The organism is Cyclobacteriaceae bacterium, assembly GCA_025808415.1.
Lineage (GTDB): Bacteria > Bacteroidota > Bacteroidia > Cytophagales > Cyclobacteriaceae > UBA2336.
The window spans coordinates 1908110-1931364 of record CP075525.1; the positions used below are offsets into that span (position 1 = coordinate 1908110).

The 23255-nt window shown below is 43.5% G+C and carries 24 protein-coding genes; 3 read left to right on the forward strand and 21 right to left on the reverse strand.

Annotation, left to right across the window (positions count from 1 at the left end):
• Positions 1–109 precede the first annotated feature (109 nt).
• Complete coding sequence (locus KIT51_08950) at positions 110–928, forward strand: hypothetical protein (protein UYN88351.1); 819 nt, start codon at positions 110–112, stop codon at positions 926–928.
• A 1-nt stretch (position 929) separates the two neighbouring features.
• On the opposite strand, the gene KIT51_08955 is transcribed toward KIT51_08950, so the two are convergent.
• Genes KIT51_08955 through accC form a run of 4 tightly spaced genes read right to left on the reverse strand, consistent with a single transcriptional unit; the run spans position 930 to position 5216 of the window.
• Entirely contained in the window at positions 930–1865 is a 936-nt protein-coding gene (locus KIT51_08955; GenBank protein UYN88352.1) for a CPBP family intramembrane metalloprotease, read from the reverse strand.
• Entirely contained in the window at positions 1865–2431 is a 567-nt protein-coding gene (gene maf, locus KIT51_08960; GenBank protein ID UYN88353.1) for a septum formation protein Maf, read from the reverse strand. Before maf ends, KIT51_08955 begins: the two co-directional genes overlap by 1 nt.
• Complete coding sequence (locus KIT51_08965; protein UYN88354.1) at positions 2397–3692, reverse strand: DUF1015 domain-containing protein; 1296 nt, start codon at positions 3690–3692, stop codon at positions 2397–2399. The genes maf and KIT51_08965 overlap by 35 nt, the downstream gene beginning before the upstream one ends.
• Positions 3693–3725: 33 nt before the next feature.
• Entirely contained in the window at positions 3726–5216 is a 1491-nt protein-coding gene (gene accC, locus KIT51_08970) for an acetyl-CoA carboxylase biotin carboxylase subunit (protein UYN88355.1), read from the reverse strand.
• A 142-nt stretch (positions 5217–5358) separates the two neighbouring features.
• Here accC and KIT51_08975 point away from each other — a divergent pair, with 142 nt between their 5' ends.
• Complete coding sequence (locus KIT51_08975) at positions 5359–6612, forward strand: aminotransferase class I/II-fold pyridoxal phosphate-dependent enzyme (protein UYN88356.1); 1254 nt, start codon at positions 5359–5361, stop codon at positions 6610–6612.
• Positions 6613–6701: 89 nt separating this feature from the next.
• A complete protein-coding gene (locus KIT51_08980; protein ID UYN88357.1) occupies positions 6702–6878 on the forward strand; it encodes a histone H1 in 177 nt (58 codons plus the stop codon).
• A 182-nt stretch (positions 6879–7060) separates the two neighbouring features.
• Here the strand turns inward: KIT51_08980 and dapA are convergent, their stop codons facing one another.
• The 17 genes from dapA to KIT51_09065 all read right to left on the reverse strand — a co-directional run bounded on the left by dapA (position 7061) and on the right by KIT51_09065 (position 23237).
• Entirely contained in the window at positions 7061–7939 is an 879-nt protein-coding gene (gene dapA, locus KIT51_08985; GenBank protein UYN88358.1) for a 4-hydroxy-tetrahydrodipicolinate synthase, read from the reverse strand.
• A 1-nt stretch (position 7940) separates the two neighbouring features.
• Entirely contained in the window at positions 7941–8447 is a 507-nt protein-coding gene (locus tag KIT51_08990; protein UYN88359.1) for a hypothetical protein, read from the reverse strand.
• A gap of 5 nt (positions 8448–8452) precedes the next feature.
• On the reverse strand, positions 8453–10474 hold the full coding sequence (gene ligA, locus KIT51_08995; protein UYN88360.1) for an NAD-dependent DNA ligase LigA: 2022 nt from the start codon (positions 10472–10474) through the stop codon (positions 8453–8455).
• A gap of 32 nt (positions 10475–10506) precedes the next feature.
• Complete coding sequence (locus KIT51_09000; protein UYN88361.1) at positions 10507–12366, reverse strand: M1 family metallopeptidase; 1860 nt, start codon at positions 12364–12366, stop codon at positions 10507–10509.
• Between the two features lie 42 nt (positions 12367–12408).
• Positions 12409–13314, reverse strand: a complete 906-nt coding sequence (locus KIT51_09005; protein ID UYN88362.1) for a hypothetical protein — start codon at positions 13312–13314, stop codon at positions 12409–12411.
• Positions 13315–13367: 53 nt separating this feature from the next.
• On the reverse strand, positions 13368–13880 hold the full coding sequence (locus KIT51_09010) for a hypothetical protein (GenBank protein UYN88363.1): 513 nt from the start codon (positions 13878–13880) through the stop codon (positions 13368–13370).
• 18 nt (positions 13881–13898) lie between these two features.
• A complete protein-coding gene (locus tag KIT51_09015) occupies positions 13899–14306 on the reverse strand; it encodes a hypothetical protein (GenBank protein ID UYN88364.1) in 408 nt (135 codons plus the stop codon).
• A 34-nt stretch (positions 14307–14340) separates the two neighbouring features.
• On the reverse strand, positions 14341–14880 hold the full coding sequence (locus KIT51_09020; protein ID UYN88365.1) for a sigma-70 family RNA polymerase sigma factor: 540 nt from the start codon (positions 14878–14880) through the stop codon (positions 14341–14343).
• Between the two features lie 250 nt (positions 14881–15130).
• Complete coding sequence (locus KIT51_09025) at positions 15131–16210, reverse strand: alanine--glyoxylate aminotransferase family protein (protein UYN88366.1); 1080 nt, start codon at positions 16208–16210, stop codon at positions 15131–15133.
• A 298-nt stretch (positions 16211–16508) separates the two neighbouring features.
• The gene (locus KIT51_09030; protein UYN88367.1) at positions 16509–17333 is read right to left on the reverse strand and encodes an ion transporter; all 825 of its coding nucleotides are present in this window, start codon (positions 17331–17333) and stop codon (positions 16509–16511) included.
• Between the two features lie 5 nt (positions 17334–17338).
• On the reverse strand, positions 17339–19228 hold the full coding sequence (gene serA, locus KIT51_09035) for a phosphoglycerate dehydrogenase (protein ID UYN88368.1): 1890 nt from the start codon (positions 19226–19228) through the stop codon (positions 17339–17341).
• A gap of 69 nt (positions 19229–19297) precedes the next feature.
• Positions 19298–19717: an arsenate reductase ArsC gene (locus KIT51_09040; GenBank protein UYN88543.1), complete on the reverse strand. Its 420-nt coding sequence runs from the start codon at positions 19715–19717 to the stop codon at positions 19298–19300.
• Between the two features lie 131 nt (positions 19718–19848).
• The gene (locus tag KIT51_09045) at positions 19849–20739 is read right to left on the reverse strand and encodes an arsenite methyltransferase (protein ID UYN88369.1); all 891 of its coding nucleotides are present in this window, start codon (positions 20737–20739) and stop codon (positions 19849–19851) included.
• A gap of 58 nt (positions 20740–20797) precedes the next feature.
• Positions 20798–21124: a winged helix-turn-helix transcriptional regulator gene (locus tag KIT51_09050; GenBank protein UYN88370.1), complete on the reverse strand. Its 327-nt coding sequence runs from the start codon at positions 21122–21124 to the stop codon at positions 20798–20800.
• 57 nt (positions 21125–21181) lie between these two features.
• Positions 21182–22138 (reverse strand): transketolase family protein, encoded by a 957-nt coding sequence (locus KIT51_09055; GenBank protein UYN88371.1) that lies wholly within the window; start codon positions 22136–22138, stop codon positions 21182–21184.
• 279 nt (positions 22139–22417) lie between these two features.
• Complete coding sequence (locus KIT51_09060) at positions 22418–22669, reverse strand: YtxH domain-containing protein (protein ID UYN88372.1); 252 nt, start codon at positions 22667–22669, stop codon at positions 22418–22420.
• Positions 22670–22796: 127 nt separating this feature from the next.
• Positions 22797–23237, reverse strand: coding sequence for a BLUF domain-containing protein (locus KIT51_09065; protein ID UYN88373.1), 441 nt, complete (start codon positions 23235–23237; stop codon positions 22797–22799).
• Positions 23238–23255: the final 18 nt, after the last annotated feature.

Here is a 23255-nt window from a genome sequence, read left to right on the forward strand (position 1 = left end):
GAAGAAATATGCGCCAAAGAATTTGAAGCTGATTTTGTTCTCAACTGATTCATAGTATATTGGAATACAAATTCAGTAATTTTACAAAACTAACCTTTGCTGCTTATTCATGAAAAACGTCTTAGCCGTAATCGTAAATTTCGGATCGGAGCAGAAAAAATACCTTCAACAAGTGGTCACTGCACTCAAAGAAATTAAAGCCTTTAAAATCACTGTTTTTGTCAATTCGAATATTTCCCTTCCAGATATTACCGGTATTGACCGTGTAAACGTAATTGAGCGATACACAAAGTGGGATATTTCCAACTTGTTCTTCAAGATTGATAAACGCTTTTGGAACGGAAAGGTATTTGATTACAAGCTACTTCCGATGACCTGCCGTCAGGTCATCGACCAGGAATCGGAAAATTTTGATTATTTCATTTTTACTGAGAATGATCACCTGTGGCGTGAGGATCACATCAGTAGTTTTATCGAGTATGAACGTATTCTTCCGGAAAACAGGATAGCCGGATTGATTCAGTATGAAGAATTTGATGATGCATCGGGTTTTTATTACCCGGCTTATCACGGCAATTATGACTGGGATTTTGATTCCGTAGAAGAATATTCCGGAAAGAAGTTTGCGCATTTCACTAACCTGAATCAATCGTGTTTTATAATTTCTAAAGAACAACTCCATCGGATTAAACTGATGCACGGAAACTTTGCCCGGTTTTATGGTAACGATCACTACAGAACCATACCCAAGGTCAATACGGACATTTATCAGCATTGCGGCATGAAAAAAGTAATTTGTATTTCGGAGTTTGAAAAAAACATTATCCACCACCTTCCCAATATCTACACCACGGGTAAACTTGGAAGAAACAAGCTTGGTTCGGACCAGGCACGGATGCAAGCCGCCCTGCATCGCCTCTTGCAATAGTTTACCGGTGATAAAGGGATTGCATGAATGCAGCGATTTCCATCATCCAGGCAATGCCAACATGAACGACAACACCGCCCCATATACTTTTTGTTTCATAAGCGAACACACCCAGGATGTAGCCGCCAAAAATTGAGCTGATGGCTTCGGGCATAGGTTTTCCAAAGTGTAGCGAACAATACAAACAGGCCATAGGCAAAATGGCCGAGCGGCCGAGACAGGCCAGCATGCCCAGTACGAGAAACCCCCTGTAAAAAAATTCGATCGTTACAAAGTTAAGGGCATAGGCCAGTTCATAACCGGCAACGGTTAACCATTCGGGAATGCCGAGGTAGCTAGGTGCTGTTGTGGTGATGTACATCGGGTATTGTTTTTGAAACCCGGGCAAAAATGACGCTGCAACAATAACCGGAAGCATAGTTGCCAGAATAATAAGATAAGGCTTCAGTACAGCGGATGAGCCCTGCGAAAGGCCGTAAAAGTTTTTGGACTGTATATCCTTAAGTTTATAAAAGATATACAGGGGCAACATAATGTACAGTAACCCAGCCAGGTTATTGATTACTTTAAAACCCCACAGAAAAACCCGGGCATCCAGCAATTTAAATATATAGGTTTCAACCAGCAGCAGGCTGCGGTCTGCGCTTAATAAAGCCAGGGCCAGCACACTTCTTATCCAGAACTGACTGTTAAGTTTTATGGAATCAGTTTTAAATGCTTTCAGTATTAATACAGGAATGAAATAAGCACCAGCATGAGTAATAAAGAAGAGGGAGAATTTCAGTATGCCCTGTTGCCGGTCAATTACGTTGTCTTCAAAATCGAAGTAATAATTAAGCACAATGCTTAGTGCCAGAAACGTGGCTATGTACAAATAGGCGCGAGGTTTAAAATCGGATTTTAGATGGTTTAGAAGATACTGCCAGAGTTTTTTCATCACCAGTTGATCAGGTGCGTGTACACTTTGTGAATGGGCAACCCCATCACATTAAAATACGACCCGACAATTCTCTCAATGGCAATCATGCCGATAAAATCCTGTGCGCCATAGGCACCCGCTTTGTCGTAAGGTTTGTAATGATCGACATAGTACTCGATTTCCTCGCGGGAAAGTTTTTTAAAAGTTACTTCAGTGGTATCGTCAAAGCTCTCTTCTTTTTCAGCCGACAGGATACAAACACCCGTCATTACCCGGTGCGTTTTTCGGCTTAGTTTTTCCAACATGCCAATGGCCTCGATACGGTTTTCGGGTTTATTTAGGATTTGGTTTTCAAGGATCACCACGGTATCGGCCGTCACCACAATTTGATGTTGGATTGCCCCCCGGAAGTATTCGGCTTTTTTTAAAGCCAGGTAACGGGCAACTTGCTCAACGGGCAACGTTGGCGGAAACGATTCGTCAACCTCGGGCTTTTCAATGGTGAACTGAAAGCCTGCTTCCTTCATCAGGTATTGCCTGCGCGGAGAGCTAGAAGCGAGAATAAGCGGGTGTTTGAAATTCATCTTCTTTTATCGAGCTGAACATAAAACCACAAATAACTTTGGGGTAAAAGTAAGTTGATTTTTGCGGCATGGTGGCCCCACTGGCGCAAACTTTCTTTACATCTTCAATGGAAACTTCGTTGGTAATAATGGCCAGCTGGGCTTCACTGGTCAATACTTTTTTCAGACAGTCGGAAAAACTCCTGTCGAAGGATATGTTTTTGCTTTGGCGTTGCTCCTTGCCCGGAATACCCAACGCTTTTTCAATAATAAAATAGTGCATAACGGTAAGGTCCAATCGTTTTACCACTTCAGGGAAATGCCAGGTCATGGAGTCAATTACTTCGGGTTTTAGCCTAACCTTGTAATTATTTTCACGAAACATTAACCCAAAGGCCCAGGGTTTACCAATTATTATTTCATTTAATGTATCGGCATCTTCAATGGGCTTAATCATAAAGTTCGGCTCCAGCTTTTTAAGGATGACCTCCTCATTAAAATCAGGTAATCCGCTGATTAACCGGTGGGTGGGCAGAATGTGCAGGTCGTCCGCTTCGGTGTTGGTGAGGTACATGAGGTGAAAGTTGTAGCCTTCATTACCCGAATGATGCGGCTGAGTGCTCCTCATTTTGGTTTTATACAGCAACGATCCTTCGTACCGGTGGTGGCCATCAGCCAAAATGATGTTTTTGCCTTTAATGACATCAATAAATTTCTGGATTACCGTGGCATCATGGATGAAGGCCAATACATCGCGTACACCCTGGTAGTCTTCCGTTTCGTAAATGGGTGTTTGGATGGCTTCGTCCATATATGCCTCTAAAACATGATCTGCATCAGTATACAGGCCATGCGTTGGGCTAACGTGGAGTTGCGTCTCTTCCAGTAATTCAACACGATCGTTCACGGCATTGGGTATTGTATTTTCATGGCGCAGGATCACTTGTTCATTCCAATCATAGGTTCGGATGTGGCAAACAAATCCCTTACGACAATACTCTTTGTTACTTCCCGGCAGTTTAAAGTACTGGTAATAAACATAGATGCCCGGCAGTTTATCCTGTTTAATTATTCCCTCTTGCTTCCATTGGTCCAATAATTCGCGGGCATGATGGGCAGATCCCAAGGGGACCGATAAATGAATGCTGTTATACGGGTTTTGATATAGGGTTTTACGTTGTTTTTCAGAGACCACATCAAACAACGGTGAGACAAGGGATTCAATAGTTTGTGCCAGTTCCTGGTTGTACCGCCAGGCACGTACCGGTTTTATTTCAGCCATGGATATGTTTCTTCAAAGATCAGTTGACTGGTTTTACAGCCTGTTTTTTTTCCATTTACTTACCGAGCCGTTTCCAATATTTATCGTGTCGGTTGAAACGGGTTTTTGTTCAAGTATTGATGATAATGCTGCGGCCAGTAGTTCTTCCTCCTGCAAAGGATTTGAAGAGAGAACTTCCGGCTTGAAATAGTTTTCAACAAACTTGGTATCGAATTGCCCGCTTCGGAAAGCAGGGTGCTGCATAACATACCGGCAAAAGCCTAATGTGGTTTCAAGTCCGGTTATCTCATATTCATCAATAGCTCGTATCATTTTGTCCATGGCCAGCTCGCGGGTTTCGGCATGGCAAATCAGTTTGGCAATCATGGGGTCGTAGTAGAATGGGATTGCCATGCCTTGCTCAAAACCATCATCCACGCGTATACCATTGCCTTGCGGCCGCTGGTAAGTTTTTAATGTTCCGATATCCGGCAGAAAATTATTGGTAGGGTCTTCTGCATAAACGCGCACTTCAACGGCATGCCCATGCATGGTCAGGTCACCTTGTTTAAAGGGGAGTTTATTTCCTTCGGCAATACTGAGTTGAAGTTTTACCAGGTCAATGCCGGTAATCATTTCTGTTACCGGATGTTCCACCTGTAGCCGCGTATTCATTTCGAGAAAATAAAAATTCAGTTTTTCATCCATAATGAATTCAACCGTTCCTGCACCATAATAATCACACGACTTGGCTACGTTTACAGCAGCCTCGCCCATCGCCTTACGGATTTCGGGTGTTAAAATCGAAGACGGGGCTTCCTCTACTACTTTTTGATGCCTTCGCTGGATGGAACATTCCCGCTCAAACAGGTGCACAACATTACCCTGCTTATCGCCAAATATCTGAAACTCGATGTGCCGTGGCTGGGTAATGTATTTTTCAATGAAAACGGATCCGTCACCAAACGATGAGGTTGCTTCGCTTACTGCGCGGTCCATTTGCTCCACGAAATCCTCCTCACGGTCAACAATGCGCATACCTTTTCCGCCACCACCTGCCGCTGCTTTAATTAAAATCGGGTAGCCAACTTCCTTTGCAATTTTCTTTGCTTTATCTACATCACCAATCGGCTCGGCCGTACCGGGCACCAGGGGTACTTTAAATTTTGAAACCGCTTCTTTGGCGGCCAGTTTATTTCCCATAACCTCAATAGACTTGGGCGATGGGCCAACAAAGATCAGCCCGGCATCTTCTACCTGCTGGGCAAAGTCCTCATTTTCCGACAGAAACCCATAGCCGGGATGGATTGCATCCGCCTGGGTTTCCCGCGCAGCCTCAAGCAGTTTATCGATGCGCAAATACGATTCGTTTGAGGGAGGAGGACCTATGCAAACCGCTTCATCTGCAAACCTTACATGCAAAGCCTGGCGGTCGGCCTCGCTATAAACGGCAACTGTTTTAATGCCCAGCTCGCGGGCGCTGCGCATAATCCTTAAGGCAATTTCACCACGGTTGGCAACCAGTAATTTCTTGATCTTCGTCATTCAAAAAGGCTTAAAATACAATGCTAATCAATAATTGCCGTTAGGCCAACCCGAAAGAGTGGTGCAGCCAAAGCCCAACTTAATCACTTGTTCCTGAGCTTTTTTCGTTATTTTTGCCGCAATTTTTAACCAAGAACACGCAATGGTCGATTTATTTGAAAAGCTTAAGATGGAGGCTGGTCCGCTGGCCAAATATTCACATTTACCTGACGATTATTTCTTTTTCCCCAAGCTGGAGGGCGACATCGGCCCACATATGAAGTTTAACGGTAAGGAAGTATTGAACTGGAGTTTGAACAATTACCTCGGGCTGGCTAACCACCCCGAAGTGCGCAAGGTGGATGCCGAAGCAGCGGCCCAGTATGGAATGGGTCACCCGATGGGCGCCCGTATGATGTCGGGTAATTCGGTGCACCACATTGCTCTGGAGAAGCAATTGGCCGAGTTTATTGGTAAACAGGATGTGATGTTGCTCAACTATGGCTACCAGGGTGTGGTATCCATTATTGATGCCATTGTTGACCGTAAAGATGTGATCGTGTACGATGCTGAATCTCACGCCTGTATTATTGACGGTGTTCGCCTGCATATGGGCAAGCGCTTTGTGTACCAGCATAACGATATGGAAAGCCTGGACAAGCAATTGCAGCGTGCCACCAAACTGGCCACTGAAACTGGGGGAGGTATTCTGGTTATCACCGAGGGTGTTTTTGGTATGTCGGGTAAGCAGGGTAACCTGAAAGGTGTTGTTGAGCTTAAGAAGAAATATAATTTCAGACTATTTGTTGATGATGCACACGGCTTCGGAACTATGGGTAAAACCGGTGCCGGAACAGGCGAGGAGCAAGGCGTACAAGATCAGATTGACTTGTATTTTTCAACCTTTGCCAAATCAATGGCGAGCATAGGCGCCTTTGTGGGAGGCGATGCTCGCATTATCAAGTTTTTGCGTTACTCCATGCGTTCGCAGATCTACGCCAAGAGCTTGCCTATGCCATTGGTGATTGGTGCCATTAAACGATTGGAGTTGTTGCGTACCCGCCCCGAACTAAAGGATAACCTTTGGAAGATTGTAAACGCCATGCAAAATGGGTTAAAAGAGCGTGGCTTTAACATTGGGACCACCACTTCTCCGGTTACCCCGGTACTCTTTAAAGGCGGTGTTGGCGAGGCGGCCAACATGGCCATGGACCTGCGTGAAAATTTTAATATTTTTTGTTCGGTAGTTATCTATCCCGTTGTGCCTAAGGATGTTATCATGTTCCGGATAATCCCCACCGCAGCCCACACCATGGAAGATGTGGAGCGCACCTTAAAGGCCTTTTCGGTGCTAAAGGACAAGTTGGATAGCGGTTTTTACCGAAACGAAGAACTGGTTGCCGTAACTAAGGTTTAATAAAAAAATGCCTTTTTGGGTTGATTTTTAAGGTTTTTCTTTAAATTGGCATTAGAAATCAAACATTTTTAATCTTAAACAATAGAAAAATGCAAAAATTCAACGACCTCAAAAACCTCATTGCTTCATTGGAAGGCGATGCTGACAAGTTCTATGCAAAGGGCAACAGCGCTGCAGGTACGCGTCTACGGAAAGGCATGCAGGAATTGAAAAACCTGGCCCAGCAAATCAGGTCTGAGGTTCAGGATCTAAAGAATAAAGCTTAGTAACCTGGTTACTTTGTAAAGATTGTTGGAAAGGATAACCCTATGGTTATCCTTTTCTGTTTTTAAGGCCAGGTTTACACTCTCGTTTAAAATTGGTTTACCCAAAGCGTAAATTTCCCAATTCCGCCTGAAAGCTCCCTTAGTTAGTCACGTTCGATAGCGTTGATATGCAGGTGAGATTGTTACCCTTTTCTGAGCTCAGCATATGCTGCACTTATTTTTTGCTGGAGCCCGCGCGAAGCCGGCAACAAAGGCATACGTACATAGTTTTCACAAATTCCTATTTCCTTCAGCAATTGTTTCACACCAACAGGATTGGCCTCTTCGTACATGGGGCCGTTGATCTCCAGCAAGGAAAACTGGTGCTGACTGGCTTTTGCATAGTTACCGGCAAAGGCGAATTCTTTCATTTTCTTGAAGGGGATGGGCAAGGCATTGGCCAAAACAGAGATCACGCCTTTGCCACCAATCGCGTAGAGCGGAACAGTTAACAAATCATCTCCTGATATCAGCAAGAAATCCTGCGGCATCGATTTGGCAATGCGCATACACTGCTCCAGGTTGCCCGAGGCTTCCTTTACACCAATTATTTTTTTATGTCTTGCTAGCCGAAGGGTTGTTTCCGCAGTAATATTCGATGCGGTTCTTCCGGGAACATTGTACAGTATTATTGGAAGAGGTGAAGCATCAGCAATCATACTAAAATGCTGGTAAATTCCTTCTTGCGAGGGCTTGTTGTAATACGGACTTACCGAAAGGATGGCATCAACGCCTTTTAAATCGGTGCTGCGAATCGTATCCAATACAGCCTGCGTGTTATTGCCACCAATGCCATACACGATAGGAAGTTTAGCGGTATTGCTCTTCTTCACAAAGTTCAGCACTTCCTGCTTTTCAGCAGATGAAACGGTCACCGATTCGCCTGTTGTGCCCATTACCACGTAATAATCAACGCCTTTGGCGGTATGGGTTAACAGTTTTTTTAATGACTTGTAATCAATTGCGCCCGTTGAATCGAAGGGTGTTACAAGCGCAACACCGGTTCCGTATAACTTTTTCATATTACTTCAGTTGTGTTGAATATTTGTACATGCTATCGATCAGGTTTCTGGTCGTGGAGGTTTCACTAAGCATGAATTCGAAAAACGATTTGTTGTTTTCCCAATATCCACCGATACGGCAGCGGGCTTTGCTGCGTGCCAGTATATTCAGCATCATGGGGTTTGGTTTGGTATCGAGGTAGTAGAGGTAGTCGAACGGGGTGTTAAAGAATTTTACGGCTGTTTCAGAAGTAAACGCTCCCCAAAAAGAAATTTCTTTTTGAGTGAAGAAATCGAACAGAAATTCGTAGTTATCCTTGTTGGGAGGCAGGTAGGCCATCACTTTCACCTTTTTTCCATCGCGTTCAAGCCGGTGGATAAAGTCTTTGATCTCATCGTGCTTTTTCTTGTCTTCAATGCTGAACAGCACACCTACCGATTGCACCTGGGTGTAGGGGATGGAGGTCCGAACGGTTTTGTTCCTTTTGAGTTGTGATTTGGTGCGGATGTTCAGAAAACTCATTTTCATGCCCCTTACAATTTTCCGCCCGAAAGTAAAACATTAAAATCAGCTTCTGAAATAATCGGTACACCAAGCTTTTCGGCTTTTTCGCGCTTGGCCGGCCCCATGTTATCGCCCGCCAGCAGGTAATCCAGCTTGCCCGAAATGGACGATAGCACTTTTCCGCCATTTTTAAGGATGATATCCTTTAGGTCATCGCGCTCATATTTCTCAAATACACCCGAAATCACAAAGGATTTTCCTTCTAACACATGGCTGTCGAGTACTACTTCCTTAATCACCGCTTCAAGATTCAGCCCGGCTTGACGCAACCGTTCAATTTCTTCCCGGTTTTCCGGATGGCTGAAAAAAAGGATTACGCTTTGCGCGATTTTTTCTCCCACTTCAGGGGCTTCCAGTAATTGCTCATACGTGGCATCCATTAACCGGTCGATGGTTTTGAAATGACGGGCCAGTTTTTCGGCTACGGTTTTGCCAACGTACCGTATGCCAATGGCAAACAACACATTTTCAAAAGGCGCCTGTTTGGATTCGCGTATGCCTTTCAGCATGTTCTCGGCTGACTTATCCTTTACCTTGTCTAACCGAAGCAAATCTTCTTTCGTAAGAAAATACAAATCGGATGGCCTGCGCACCAGGTTAAGCTCATAAAGCTGTCGGATGGTTTGCTCCCCCAGCGAATCAATATCCATAGCCTTGCGCTGAATGAAATGTTCGATGCGCCCTTTTATTTGTGGCGCACAGCCGTTTATGTTCGGACAATAATGCGCGGCTTCACCTTCCTGCCTCACCAGTGGCGTGTTGCATTCCGGGCAACGTGTTATGTAGTGTATGGGTTGGGTTTTTCCTTTGCGTTTGGTGTGGTCAACCCCGGTTACTTTGGGAATAATCTCTCCGCCTTTTTCTACGAATACATAATCGCCAATGTGTAAGTCGAGGCGATTGATTTCGTTGGCATTGTGCAGGGAGGCGCGCTTTACCGTTGTGCCGGATAGAAATACGGGTTCCAACTCGGCAACCGGTGTAATAGCGCCAGTACGACCCACCTGGTAGGTTACTCCATTTAGTCGCGTGCTGATGCTTTGCGCTTTGTATTTGTAGGCAATGGCCCACCGCGGACTTTTTGCTGTGAAGCCCAGGCGTTCCTGTTGTTCGAGGCTGTTTACCTTGATGACTACACCATCTGTTTCCAGCGGCAACTCTCCTCTGCGATTTTCCCAATGATCAATGTAATCGAATACCTGTTTTATTGATTTACACTTTTTATAGGTATCCGAAACATTAAAACCCCATTTCTCAAGGTTATGGATTCCTGCTTCATGCGTTTCAATGCCGAGATCTTCCCCCAACAGGTAATACGCGAAGCAATCCAGTTTACGCTGTGCCACAATGGAGGAGTCCTGCATTTTCATCGTACCCGATGCCGTGTTGCGCGCATTGGCGTAACGTTCTTCGCCAATGTCTTCCCGTTCTTTATTGAGTTGTGTGAAAACATCTTTCGGTAGAAAAACTTCACCACGCACTTCAAAGCTCTGAGGGATATTTTTTCCACTTACCTTGAGCGGAATGTTACGGATGGTTTTAACATTTGCAGTCACGTCATCACCGCGCACGCCATCGCCACGCGTAACCCCGCGAACCAGCAAACCATTTTCATAAATCAAGCTGATGGAAACGCCATCAAACTTCAGTTCACAGAAATATTCATACGGATCGCCATCCAATCCTTTTGCCACCCGACTGTCAAAATCTGTAAGCTCCTCCTGCGAATACGTATTCCCCAACGAAAGCATTGGGTATTTATGGTATACCGTTTGGAATTCCTTAGTAATGGTGCCGCCAACCCGTTGAGTGGGGGAGTCGGGCTGTTTTAGTTCCGGAAATTCATTTTCTAAAGCAATAAGTTTTTCCAGCAATTGATCAAACTCATAATCACTTATTTCAGTCTTGTGTTTCTGATAGTATAGATCGTTATGATAGTTTATTGCTTGTACAAGTTCATGTATTTCGTTTTGGGCTTGCTCCCTTGTCATTTTTTGTATCGAAAATGGGTAATAAAATAAAGCTACTTCCGTGTCGGATCTTGATACGCTTTAAATGCCGCACTCATATCCACTACATTGTTCTTTCGGTCAATGTCAGCCATACGCAAGGATGGATCAATTTCGAGTTTTGCAATGCCCTTGGCAGGTTTGTTTATTTTAAGCGTGTAGGTTGGGTTAACCCACGGCCAGGTTTCAAGTTCTACTCGCGCCAGGGTTGTATCTTCTGCCGGTTTATTTCCCAAGGTTTCATTTAGGGGGATGTAGAACAGTTCTTTTGAACCATCGGCATATGTTATCATCAAATCAACGGGCATTGGAAATTCTCCAATCCGTTCAAGGGTTACAAAAGTAGCTTCATTATCTGCCACAACATTTTTGATGCCGTAGTCAATTCGTTTGGTTGTATTTACCCAATAGGTCATATACCATTTTAGTTGGAGCCCGCTTGTTTTTTCCATTATGCGGATAAAATCATTGGGTTCAGGATGTTTAAATTTCCATGCGTTGTAATACCTTCTCATCCCTTTGTAAAAGTTTGCATCACCGATAATGTATTTCAGTTGATGCAGGAAAACAGTTCCCATGTTATACGCTGATATTCCGTAAGCCCGATTTGTGGTGAAGTGATCGGCATGTTGATTCATCGGTTCCTGAAGGCCACTTCTTACCAGCGAGAAATATCCGTTATAACTTCCACCGTGTGGATTTTTTTCATCGAACAACAGCGCCATCGATTCATTGGTGGCAAAATCGGCAAAGCCTTCATCAAACCACGCGTATAACGATTCGTTTGAAGCGAGTACGGCCTGGTACCAACTGTGGGCTACTTCATGCGCCATTACGCCAACCAGGCTGTTCAATGATCGTTCACCGGTAATGAGTGTGCACATCGGGTATTCCATACCGCCATCACCACCTTGAAGAACCGAGTAGACTTCGTACGGATACTTGCCGAAGGTTTTGTTCATAAACTCAAAATGCTTTACGGTATAGTCCTTAAGCTTTTTCCAGTTTTCTGTGGTCTTCTCACCGGGTTGATAGAAAAAATGCACTTCGGTCCCGTCAGGTACCTGGGCTATTTCGTGTACATAATCCGGATCGGCTGTCCACGCAAAGTCAATTACATTTTTAGCCAGGAAGTGCCAGGTAAGTTCGCCAGCCGGGCGCGTTACTTTTACACCAGGCTTTTCATAACCATACCCAACTTTGTCGGCATTTTGAAGTTTACCCGTTCCACCGATAATGAAGGAAGGATCAAGCGTAATCTTTACATCGAAATCGCCCCACACACCATGAAATTCACGGGCCACATATTGGTAAGCGTGCCATCCCTGAAAATCATATTCAGCCATTTTCGGATACCACTGCGTCATGGAATAGGCTATACCTTCACGGCTGTTTCTTCCCGATCTTCTGATTTGTATCGGAACCTGGGATTCAAACTTCATATCAAATGTCGCTTTGCCTTTTGGCAGAATAGGTTTGGCTAGGGTTACTTCCAGGATTGTTCCTTCAACATGAAAATTTATATCTTTTCCATCCTGCTTCAGGCTTTGGATGCGCTGATAACCGATTTCTTCATCCTTTAATTTTGATATGCGGTCAGTAACACGTCCGTCAGGATCCAGAATGTTTCTTGACCGTACGTCCATCATACTACCCGGTTGAAAGGCATTAAAGTAAAGATGGTAATAAACCTTGCTTAGCGTGTCTGGTGAGTTATTGTAGTAAACCAATTTTTGTGTACCGGTAACTTTATGGGTTTTTACGTCCAGCCGAACGTCCATTGTATATTCCGCGCGTTGTTGCCAGCGGAAGTCCTGGGCCATGGTTGCTGTTATTGAAATGACAAAGAGGAGAAATAAGGATAAGCGAATCATAGTAAGCGTGGTTTGGCCGCAAAATATCCAAACCCGCTGATTCTACAAAGGTGATTTTTTCCGACTCAGATCGAAAAACCAGGTGAAGGAAGCGGTGATAAAGCTACTGTTTTCAAGGGTAAGGGTTTCGCCCGGTAGCGCCTTAGGAATATTGAATACATAGCTGGCTGTAAAGTTCCAGTGATTATTTCTGATCGAAAGCGGTGCCGAGACGGCATAGTTCATTAAACCAAAAACACGTTTAGTTTCAATGGTATACCAAGGCAGCCCCTGACGAACACGCAGGGCTGCAGCAATCCATTCCTGTCGCGTGGTTGGGAATTTGATTTCAGAAAACGTTTGATCACCGAAGAGAATAAATACAGTAGGGAAAAATGAAATGCGATCTAGTTTAAAGATGTTCCTCTTCTCTAATGTTACACCTATCGAGGGCATGAGGCGATGAACGGAGTAGTCGCCAAAGAAGAACGAATAATCTAACCTGAAGTTGACTGGTTTCAGATCATAGAAAGGGGTAATGGTTATTGCATTGTTGTAGGGGATATAGTCATCTTCAAGATTGTAAAAGTAGTGGTCGTAACTGGCGATGAGGGAAAATCGCTTGGAAAAGGAGTGCATGTATCCTCCCGTAAAAATGGTGAGGTAATATTTGGGTTCAAAGTCTTTACTCCAGAAGGAGGAAAGGTCCGCAAACAAACCCGTTTTGTGATAATAGGATACCCCAGGCGACAATCCAAATTGTTCAATGCCCAGGGTTCGACCCGTCCAAAGTACATTACTGTTGTAGGTCAGGCGCACGGCAAGTTGAGAAGTACTGTTAAATTCTTCCATGTTCATCAGACTATCAATCAGTCTGAAGATGTTCAGTGAATCGCTGAAGGTGAGCGTGGAATCTGGTTTGGATAATAAAGCAGTAGTGTCCTGCGCGAAAAGTTTACACGAGGACACTGAAATGATTAGGGTTAAAAACCATTGCCCGCTACAGCGCATGCATATGTGGGTCAGTTATTGCGTTGGCGCAGGCGTTGTTCGTTTCGGTCCTGTGCTTGTTGTTTTCGTTGCTCTTGTAACTGGCGTTGTTGTATTTGTTGCATCAATAATCTTCTAAAATCATCTTCAGCCGTTCGCAACGCCATAAGTTTTTGAGCCGGTATTACGTTAAGAATGCGCGTTGAGTATTCTTTCTCCAGGTCGAGTTCCTGCTGTTTTAGTTTAAAGCCCAACTCGACCAGTTCTCGTTCATGCTCCTCTTTAGGTCTGTTTATCTCCGGGTTACGTTTGGCTTGTTCAAATCGTTGGTTTAACTCTAATCGTTTATTGGAAAATTCACGATAGATGGGCCAGAAGCGTTCTGCCTCTTCCGGTGTTAACCCTAATCGATCTGTAATAAAGGCAATGCGTGCAGCCCTTATTTTTTCCTGCGCTTTCGGATCCATTTTCCCTGCGTCACCATCTTGTGCCCACAGCGGGAGGGCAACCCACACCATCAGAAAAATTTTAAATATTTTTTTCATAACACACCGTTAAAAATTTCAAAGTTCTAAGTCTTGAAGTTCATTTACATCATCGGTATCAAAATCAAAGCTGAAGTAAACTTCTTGCTCAATGGCTTCAGCACTTGCGTCATCAAAATCATAGCTATCCAAAAGTTCATCGGTGGAGAGCGCATTGCTTTCCAGGTAGGCTACCAGTTCTTCAGTGCTCACGGAAGCCAGAATTTTTTCCACTTTATCAACCTTTGGCCTGAAAACAAAAATGGCTGCCAGGGCAAATACCAGCATGGGTAGTGCGTATCGCAGCGAGTACCTCAGCCAGGGCTGTTGTTGGGGCGCAGGGTTTTCAGTCGCTACACGTGCCTGAATCTGAAGGGGCAGCTTATCGAAATAGCCTTCGGGTACTTCAAAAATGTTCGTTTTAGGTATGTTTTCGAGCTTTTTCATTATCGGTGCTTAGACATATATATAGAGGAAACGTTTAATCTGCGGTTAAGAAATCTTCAATTTTCTTCACCGCATGGTGATAGCTGGCTTTCAGGGCTCCAACGCTGGTTTCGGTGATTTTTGCTATTTCTTCATACGGAAGATCATCAAAGTATTTCATGTTAAAAACCAGCCGTTGTTTTTCGGGTAGTTTTAGCAGGGCTTTTTGAAGTTTTAACTGTATTTCATCCCCGGAGATGTGCGCTGCGCTGTCGAGTTTACCCGATAACTCAGCCGTTACATCACCGATGGGCAGGAAAAACCTTTTCTTTTTCCTGTTTAAAAAACTCAGGCATTCGTTGGTGGCGATGCGGTAGATCCAGGTGAAAAGTTGGGAGTCTTCCCTGAATGTATCTATGTAGCGGTGGATTTTGATAAACACTTCCTGGGTGAGATCATCGGCATCATCGTGGTCGATAACCATTTTACGCACGTGCCAGTACACCCGCTGCTGATAGGTGCGTACCAGCATGTTAAAGCCATAGTTCCGGGTTTCCGGGTTACGGATTTTCGACAGGAGTTCGTTGTCTTCCAAAGAAGGCAGGGTTAAAGGCTTACGTTAGACAAAGATACTTTTGAAAGGTTTAACCGTAATTATGCAATAGGATATTCTATTGCATAATTTGACGAATGAAAATCAACAACTTACACGTAAAGACTTTAGACCTTTTGGTGATTTTCATTGTCAAGATTAAACCCTGACAATGCTGATGGCACCGTCAGCATTCGTCAGTTATTTATGTCGTAACCTATTCCTAATGCATAATCTGGGTTAATGGTAACCATTATGGTTTAAAGGCTTCAATGGAATCGACAAGAAGTTCAAACTGCTCTTTTGAGTGAGCCGGAAAGTTGGCGAATCGCAGGTGTTGCTTTTTGAATGAACCGTAACCTTCACCCGGAAATAATCCTTTTGATTGCAGATAATCTGAAAGTTGACTGGTGTATTCTCCGCAATCGGCAATAATTACTGTTTTGGATTGAATGGTTTTGTCCGACACAAATGGTTGTAGTACGGGGTGTTGTTCTAAGGCTTGGTAAAGTATGGCTGCTTTATAATCTGTTTCTCTGCGGATGGTAGTAATACCCCTGCGCAACATATCCTGAACTACTTTTCCCAACAGGTAGATGCCTAACACATTTGGTGTTTCGGGTGTTTGATTCTTTTGTGCAAGTTCAAGCAACCCTGGTAAGTTGTGGTAGGAACCAATGGAGATTCCTTTTGAACGAAGTGCTTCTGCTTTTTCTTTACACCGATGGTTGACAATCCAAACCCCAAGCCCTGCCGGCAATCCAAATCCTTTTTGTACCGAGAAGAATAATGTATCGATTTTGGTGAAATCAAATTCAGGATAGGGCAGAGACGAAACGGCATCCACAGCCACTAACGCCTCTGGTTGCACTAGTTTAAATTCATTGATAAAAGATACAGGCAAGGAAACACCGGTACTGGTTTCATTCTGTGTAAGTGCAATCAGTTCAGTTGCAGGTAGTGCCTCTGGTTTTGAAAAAGCATAACCTTCTTTCGTTTCAGTTTTTTGAGGATTACGGTTTAGTTGTTGTGCGATTTCATAAAAGCGTTTTGAAAAAGCTCCGTTAACAAAATGATGCGAAGAATCTTCTACCAGGTTTTCAATAATCCTTTCCCATACTTCTGTTGCTGATGATGTGAATACAATCGTGAAATCTTCCGGTATACCGATAAGTTCTTTTAATCCTTCGGCAGTTTCTTTATAGATGGATTCAAAGGTTTTGCTTCGATGGGATAGGGAGGGTATACCATCGCGGAAAGCCTTGCGCATATGGTCTTCTACCGTAAAAAAAAGTTGTGAGGGACCGGGTGTAAAATTTATTGTTGGTTTCATAGTTTGTTAAGCCTGCTGATTACTAAAAAATAAGTAGTTAATCAATGTTTCGCAGTGGCTATCTTTTATTTTCCTTTGATGCAAGAATCCACTCGAATTTGGGACACGTTTGCTGAACCTAACATTTTTACAATACCGAGTGAAGCTTACAACCAAAATCAGGCCTCATGCTGACGGTTACCGTCAGTACCTCGCCCAAAAAGCAGGATAACAGAAGAAGGTTGCGGTTGTTGGCAGCTCAAAACTTGTCTTTTATGAGGTTCAGAAACTCCTCACCAAATTCGGTGGATTTTTTATTTTAATTAATCTCTCCACCGCAATACTTGCAGTAAATCGCATCGCTATCGTGCCCTTCTTTCAGACAATGCGGGCATACCTGTGTGGTTATCTTTTCCTTCGTTTTTAATTTTATCATTTCCGAAGAAACAATGCCTGTGGGCACAGCAATAATACCATAGCCCATAATCATAATGATGGATGCCAGTGTTTGCCCCAGTGTAGTATGCGGTGCTATATCGCCATAGCCAACGGTTGTCATGGTAACAATGGCCCAATAAATACTTATCGGTATGCTGGTAAAACCATTTTCGGGCCCCTCTATCAGGAATATTAATGTACCAAATATGATCACTGCGGTCATCACCGTAGTCAGGAATACGATGATTTTATACTGACTTGCTTTTAAGGCTGTGGTAAGGTTCTGACTCTCACCAATAAATCGGGCTAACTTGAAAATTCTAAAGATCCGGAGTAAGCGTAAACTTCTGATAACAAGCAGGGATTGAGCACCCACAAAGAAGATCGTCAGATAGGTTGGTAAAACTGAAAGTAAGTCGACAATGCCAAAAAAGGAGAAAATGTATTTTCGTTTGTGCAGCACCACCCATATACGGGCCAGATACTCAAGCGTAAATATTCCGGTAAAGAACCACTCCAGTCCAAGCAGCCAGTTACCCCATCCGATTTTTATGTCATGAACACTCTCCAGCAATACAACAACAACACTGAGAATAATGCTTACTAATAATATGATGTCGAAGTATCTTCCTTCGGGTGTGTCCGACTCGAAGATGACCTCGTAGATTTTGAGTTTTAGACCAGTTAGTCTGTATTTTTCTTCCATAAGGGCTAATATAGCACCCTGAATTTTATGGTGTGTGCAATACTGCGAAGTTCTTTAATTACATCTTTGCTGTATGCTTTATCGATATCGGTGATCACATACCCGATTTGTTCATTTGTTTTCAGGTATTGCCCTGCAATATTGATGTTGTGATCGGCCAATACCTTGTTGATCTGCGCCAGTATACCCGGAACGTTTTCGTGAATGTGAATAAGTCTGTGGGCATTTTCAAGTGTTGGTAAAACCAGGTTTGGAAAGTTTACACTGTTGGAAGTGCTTCCGGTGTTTATATAATCCATGAATTTACCCGGAACAAAATTGCCAATGTTCTCCTGTGCTTCCACCGTGCTTCCTCCGATGTGCGGTGTAAGTATTGTATTCGGTAAACCCCTTAATTCGGAAATAAACTCTTCTTCGTTGTTAGGTTCAACAGGAAATACATCAATAGCGCAACCGCCAACATTTCCATTAAGAATATTCGCTTTTAGTGCCGCGATATCCACTACGTGGCCCCGGCTCAGGTTTATGAAGATAACGCCTTTTTTCATCCAACCGAATTCGCGTTCACCGATCAGGTTTTTGTTTGCAGCACGGCCGTCAACATGCAGGGAAACAACATCGGCCTGCTCCAAAACTTCTTTCATGGTTTTACAACGGGTGGCATTGCCCAGTGAAAGTTTTTCTTCAATATCATAATAGAGAACCTTCATTCCCATTGATTCAGCCAACACAGAAAGTTGTGCACCAATATTCCCGTAACCGATTAACCCAAGTTTTTTTCCGCGTATCTCATAACTTCCGGCAGCGGATTTATCCCATTTACCCTGGTGCATTTTGTTTGACTTCTCTACAATCTTTCGGATAAGGATGATCATCTCCGCTACCACCAGCTCTACCACCGAGCGTGTGTTGCTGAAGGGTGCATTAAACACAGCAACACCTTTTTGTGTGGCTGCCTTTAAATCGATTTGATTGGTGCCGATACAAAAGGCTCCTATGGTCATTAGCCGGTTGGCCTGCTCCAATACTTTTTCAGTAACTTGGGTTTTGGAACGGATACCCAGTACCGATACATTTTTGATTTTTTTGCACAACTCTTCTTCTGACAGTGCTGCCGGATAGGTTTCCACAGTAAAGCCTTCTGCCCGCATTAATTCCACCGCCACCGGATGCACATTTTCCAAAAGCAAAACGTGTATTCGGTTTTTGGGGTAGGAGATAGCCGTGTTTAATTTATTGAGGTATAGAAATTCATCCAGGCTGGGGGTTATGTGATCAGCCTTTTCCATAATATTTTCGCGCTCAACATTCTCAGTAAACGCAAAGAACTTATTGGCAAGACCGGCATGTTTTATTTCATAGTCGGTATAGCCATCGCCAATTACATAAACATCTCCTGGTAAGTTGAGTCGTTTTAATTGTTCAACTTTTCCATTGTTGGCGGAGAGTGGATTTTCTTTATCAAAACCAATAACTTCCCCTTTCTCATCAAAATGAAAACGATTCGCTAAGATGTTCTCAGGCTTGATGCCAAACTCGGTGACTACAGGATCGATAAACATGTGAAAGCCATTGCTGATCACATAGATATTATCGGCATATTTTTTAAAGAATTCGCGGTTACGTTTAAAAGATTCGGAAACCTGTGCTTTTAAACGCTCTGCTAATTGCAATAAGTGCGATTTGTTTGGTGCCAGAAGTTCTACACGTTTTTCCAGTGATTCACGAAAAGAGATGGAACCATCCATGCCCTGGTTGGTGATTTCACGGATCATCTTTTTTCTTTCTTCTCCTTCCGGATGATCCCTTAAGCTGATTTCAGCCAAGAGGTCGAAGGCTTCTATTTTGGTAAAGGTGCTATCGAAATCGATTACGATGTACTTGTTGAGTTTCATTGGGCGCTTGAAAACTCAAATATATAAACCGTAAGAAGATATTGTTTAAATACTTTGAAAGACTACAGACTAATGAACGTTAGCCTCAATGAAAGTTTTCATATAATCTTTAATCATAGCCCTCACTTTTCGGAACTCATTCAGTATTTCCTGTTCGGAACCTGTGGCTTTGGCCGGATCGGGGAAGTTATGATGAAAGGATTTAACGGTTGCGGGAAAGTAGGGACAGTTTTCCTTTGCGTTGTCACAAACGGTAATCACATAATCGAACGACTCGTTTGCGTATTCATTAACATTATTGGAAGTGTGATGGGATATATCAATGCCATCTTCTTTCATGGTAGCAATGGCGCGGGGATTTACACCATGGGTTTCAATTCCGGCACTTCGTACTTCAACCTGTTTGCCACCGAAATACTCCAGATAACCGTGTGCTATCTGGCTACGACATGAGTTACCCGTACAGAGGACTAAAATTCTCTTCTTCATAAAATCATAACGTGTAGCGTATCTAAAAATCTTTTTAGGATTTTGTGCTTTCGTGGCATGAAAAATTTTCTTTGCCACAATAGCACTAAAACACCAATTTCTTCACTGCGTAAGTATTAGTTAGTAACGGTTCAGCAACAATTCGATTCTGGTCCGCAGCAAGCGGCTTTTTTCTCTTCAGCCAACTCCTTAACCCGATCTGCTCCTGGTTTTTCTCCATACACGGTAATGCTAAGGATGCCCAATGCTCCGTCTTTGTATTTTATCAGTTCATCTTTGTTCAGGTATGCTGAAAGTATCTCCTCCGGAATGGTAATCTTTCTTTCCTTCTGAATAACTAAGTTTTCAAATCCGGCATCTTTAGCCAGTTGAAGATATTTTTCCTGAGGAACGGCCCCGGCTACACATCCGGCATACATCTCGGCACTTTTTTGAAGACCTGAAGGTAATTCTCCCTGAAGAACAATATCTGAAACACTAAAGTGGCCACCGGGTTTTATTACCCGGAACATTTCTGCGAAAGCTTGTTTTTTGTTGGGCACCAGGTTGAGTACGCAATTGCTCACGACCACATCGGCAACATTCGCTGTAACGGGTATCCGTTCAATATCGCCATGCCGGAACTCTACATTATTGAATCCCAACTTTTCTGCGTTGATGCGGGCCTTATCAATCATCTTCTCCGTAAAATCAATACCAATCACTTTCCCTTTTTCTCCGGTTAAGCTTCTGGCAACAAAGGCATCGTTGCCGGCTCCTGATCCTAAATCAATAACCGTATCACCTTCTTTAATCAGGGCAAACTCAGTTGGTAAGCCGCAGCCTAATCCTAAGTCAGCATCGGCAACGTAACCTTTTAGTTTGGTGTAGTCTTCTGCCATGATAGCGTAATCAATGGTGGAACAACTACCACCGGCACCACAACAGCTCGTTGCGTTTTCGGTATAGCTCTGATCGGCAATCTGACCATATTTTTCTTTAACCAGTTGTTTAAGATTTTCGGATGTTGTGCTGGTATTCATAATGGTATAAAGTTAAAGTGTATTATCGTAATATTGCGATTCAACGAGGCAAAAAATTTTAGCAGCAGTCTTGGCCTTTGTAGCTTTCAAATAAATCAACTAATACTTTGCGGGCTTTGTTCCACATCTTTTCATCAATGCAGTAGCACACACTGGTGCCGCTGATGTTTCCTTTAATAATGCCTGCATCTTTGAGTTCCTTTAGATGTTGCGATACTGTAGACTGGGAGAGGGGGAGTTCATCTACAATATCACCGCAAATGCAACTCTTTGTATTGACCAGGTGCTTGAGGATAGCGATACGGGCAGGATGTGCCAGTGCTTTGGCCAGTTCGGCAGTTTCAATTTCGGCTTTGCTGAAGCCTGTGGTTTTGGTTAATCCCATGCTTGATTAATCGTAATATTACGATTTAAGTTTCGTTGCCTCACGAAATTTTACAATTTATTTTTTCCGGGCGACCGCTCGCTCGGCTGCGCTAACGATGTTTTCAGGCGAAAGACCATATTTCTTTAATAATTGAGTGGGTGTACCACTCTCCCCAAACGAATCGTTTACCGCTACCATTTCAAGGGGAACCGGGAAATGCCGACCTAAAACCTGGGCAATGCTGTCGCCTAAACCGCCATTGATCTGATGTTCCTCACAGGTAACAACGCACTTTGTTTTCTGTACGGATTCCAGAACGGCCTCTACATCCAATGGTTTAATAGTGTGAATGTTAATGACTTCTGCACGGATTCCTTTTTCGGCCAATGCAGCTTCAGCTTCAATAGCCTGCCACACCATGTGGCCACAGGCAAAAATGCTTACATCGGTTCCGTCAATCAGTTTATCGGCTTTGCCTATTGTAAATGGCCTATCGGCCGCCATAAAAATAGGCCACGAAGGGCGGCCAAAGCGCAGGTAGGCAGGCCCATGATGATCGCCAAGTGCCAAAGTAGCGGCCTTGGTTTGATTATAATCGCACGGAACAATCACCGTCATGCCCGGCAGCATTTTCATCATGCCAATGTCTTCCAGTATTTGGTGTGTTGCACCATCTTCACCCAAGGTTACACCCGCGTGAGATGCACATATCTTAACGTTTTTGTGTGAATAGGCTATTGACTGACGAATCTGGTCATAAACCCGTCCGGTAGAAAAGTTGGCAAACGTTCCGGTAAAGGGAATTTTGCCGCCAATGGTCATGCCGGCTGCAAGCCCCATCATGTTTGCTTCGGCAATGCCCACTTGAAAAAATCTTTCAGGGAATTCCTTTTTAAAGGCATCCATTTTTAACGAGCCTGTAAGGTCGGCACAAAGGCCAACCACATTGGGATTTTTACGGCCTAGTTCCAGCAACCCGATACCAAAGCCTGAGCGGGTATCTTTTTTTTCGGTAAAGGTAAATTTGGTCATGATGGTTATTGGTGGTTGAAAAGACAAGTATAACACCTCTTTTTTGAAGGTTAAAATTTGTTAACGGGTAGTTAATCTTCAAACTTTTGAAACACTCCTCCGTTCCAAGGTGCATACCAATCGTTATATGTCGAAGACAGATAAGAAACTCCTGTTTTGGTTTTTGGTTAGTTTACTCATTGCCATCATACCCTGGTTTATTGCCGGGTAAAAAAATACACCGCCTTTTGGCGGTGTATGCAGGGCCTTAACCCTCTAAAGAATTATGGTGATTTGCCGCTATACTTTCAGGCTGCTTTTTAACGAATTGATGGCTGTTTTCCCATCATCTACCAGTACATCAACACGCTTGTTGTAAGCCTTTTTTACATCAAGCATTGAATCCGTCATCTGATCCTTCAGTTCGTTTGTTTTTCCCATCAGTTTTTTGATGGTTTTCTTGCCGCTATTGGGGGCGAGCAGGAGTCCAGTCAGAATGCCTACCGATGCACCGGCCAAAACGCCAATCGCTACTTTAGTTGTTGTATTCATACCTTAAGGTTTAATGTAGTTTTACCATTCTGATACTTTCAGAACAATCCGGTAATCACGCGTATGACTACATTAGGGCAACAGGCCTGGTGGGATAATCGTTCAGGATATGATAAAAATCATGGATTCATTCAGGTAACTCAGCATAATCCACAATGTTTTTTTTGTAGAAAAGTGTAAGAAAGGTGTAAAGCAAGTTACCCTTGTCTTTGGCTTTATTACGTTCAAAGAAGTGATCAATATCTTTAAAGCCAGTAATGTCTTCAAACTCTGAATGGGAAAGCATTTTAAAGCCCATTGACCAATCGTGAAAAATGCGACTTGGTGAATTGCCCTCCATAATGGTGATTACCCGATGGTGGCGCTTGTCACGACATATGTTTGCGTAAACCCCGGTAACATCTTCTTTTTTGCCTTCTAATATTTGAATGAACTTACCATTGAGGTACAAGAGCATACCGGTAATGTGATGTTGTTTGTTGTACAACCTTGATTCTTTCAAAAGCTGAATCAGTTCTTCCGGGGTAAGTGGGTTGGTGGCATGGCTCGTATAAACAAGGTGATACATTGCCTTAAGTTAGTAAAA

Excerpts from the sequence above, each read along its gene's own strand:
- KIT51_08950 (UYN88351.1), top strand. The coding sequence starts at position 110 with ATGAAAAACGTCTTAGCCGTAATCGTAAATTTCGGATCGGAGCAGAAA.
- KIT51_08955 (UYN88352.1), bottom strand. The coding sequence starts at position 1,865 with ATGAAAAAACTCTGGCAGTATCTTCTAAACCATCTAAAATCCGATTTT.
- maf (UYN88353.1), bottom strand. The coding sequence starts at position 2,431 with ATGAATTTCAAACACCCGCTTATTCTCGCTTCTAGCTCTCCGCGCAGG.
- KIT51_08965 (UYN88354.1), bottom strand. The coding sequence starts at position 3,692 with ATGGCTGAAATAAAACCGGTACGTGCCTGGCGGTACAACCAGGAACTG.
- accC (UYN88355.1), bottom strand. The coding sequence starts at position 5,216 with ATGACGAAGATCAAGAAATTACTGGTTGCCAACCGTGGTGAAATTGCC.
- KIT51_08975 (UYN88356.1), top strand. The coding sequence starts at position 5,359 with ATGGTCGATTTATTTGAAAAGCTTAAGATGGAGGCTGGTCCGCTGGCC.
- KIT51_08980 (UYN88357.1), top strand. The coding sequence starts at position 6,702 with ATGCAAAAATTCAACGACCTCAAAAACCTCATTGCTTCATTGGAAGGC.
- dapA (UYN88358.1), bottom strand. The coding sequence starts at position 7,939 with ATGAAAAAGTTATACGGAACCGGTGTTGCGCTTGTAACACCCTTCGAT.
- KIT51_08990 (UYN88359.1), bottom strand. The coding sequence starts at position 8,447 with ATGAAAATGAGTTTTCTGAACATCCGCACCAAATCACAACTCAAAAGG.
- ligA (UYN88360.1), bottom strand. The coding sequence starts at position 10,474 with ATGACAAGGGAGCAAGCCCAAAACGAAATACATGAACTTGTACAAGCA.
- KIT51_09000 (UYN88361.1), bottom strand. The coding sequence starts at position 12,366 with ATGATTCGCTTATCCTTATTTCTCCTCTTTGTCATTTCAATAACAGCA.
- KIT51_09010 (UYN88363.1), bottom strand. The coding sequence starts at position 13,880 with ATGAAAAAAATATTTAAAATTTTTCTGATGGTGTGGGTTGCCCTCCCG.
- KIT51_09015 (UYN88364.1), bottom strand. The coding sequence starts at position 14,306 with ATGAAAAAGCTCGAAAACATACCTAAAACGAACATTTTTGAAGTACCC.
- KIT51_09025 (UYN88366.1), bottom strand. The coding sequence starts at position 16,210 with ATGAAACCAACAATAAATTTTACACCCGGTCCCTCACAACTTTTTTTT.
- KIT51_09030 (UYN88367.1), bottom strand. The coding sequence starts at position 17,333 with ATGGAAGAAAAATACAGACTAACTGGTCTAAAACTCAAAATCTACGAG.
- serA (UYN88368.1), bottom strand. The coding sequence starts at position 19,228 with ATGAAACTCAACAAGTACATCGTAATCGATTTCGATAGCACCTTTACC.
- KIT51_09040 (UYN88543.1), bottom strand. The coding sequence starts at position 19,717 with ATGAAGAAGAGAATTTTAGTCCTCTGTACGGGTAACTCATGTCGTAGC.
- KIT51_09045 (UYN88369.1), bottom strand. The coding sequence starts at position 20,739 with ATGAATACCAGCACAACATCCGAAAATCTTAAACAACTGGTTAAAGAA.
- KIT51_09050 (UYN88370.1), bottom strand. The coding sequence starts at position 21,124 with ATGGGATTAACCAAAACCACAGGCTTCAGCAAAGCCGAAATTGAAACT.
- KIT51_09055 (UYN88371.1), bottom strand. The coding sequence starts at position 22,138 with ATGACCAAATTTACCTTTACCGAAAAAAAAGATACCCGCTCAGGCTTT.
- KIT51_09060 (UYN88372.1), bottom strand. The coding sequence starts at position 22,669 with ATGAATACAACAACTAAAGTAGCGATTGGCGTTTTGGCCGGTGCATCG.
- KIT51_09065 (UYN88373.1), bottom strand. The coding sequence starts at position 23,237 with ATGTATCACCTTGTTTATACGAGCCATGCCACCAACCCACTTACCCCG.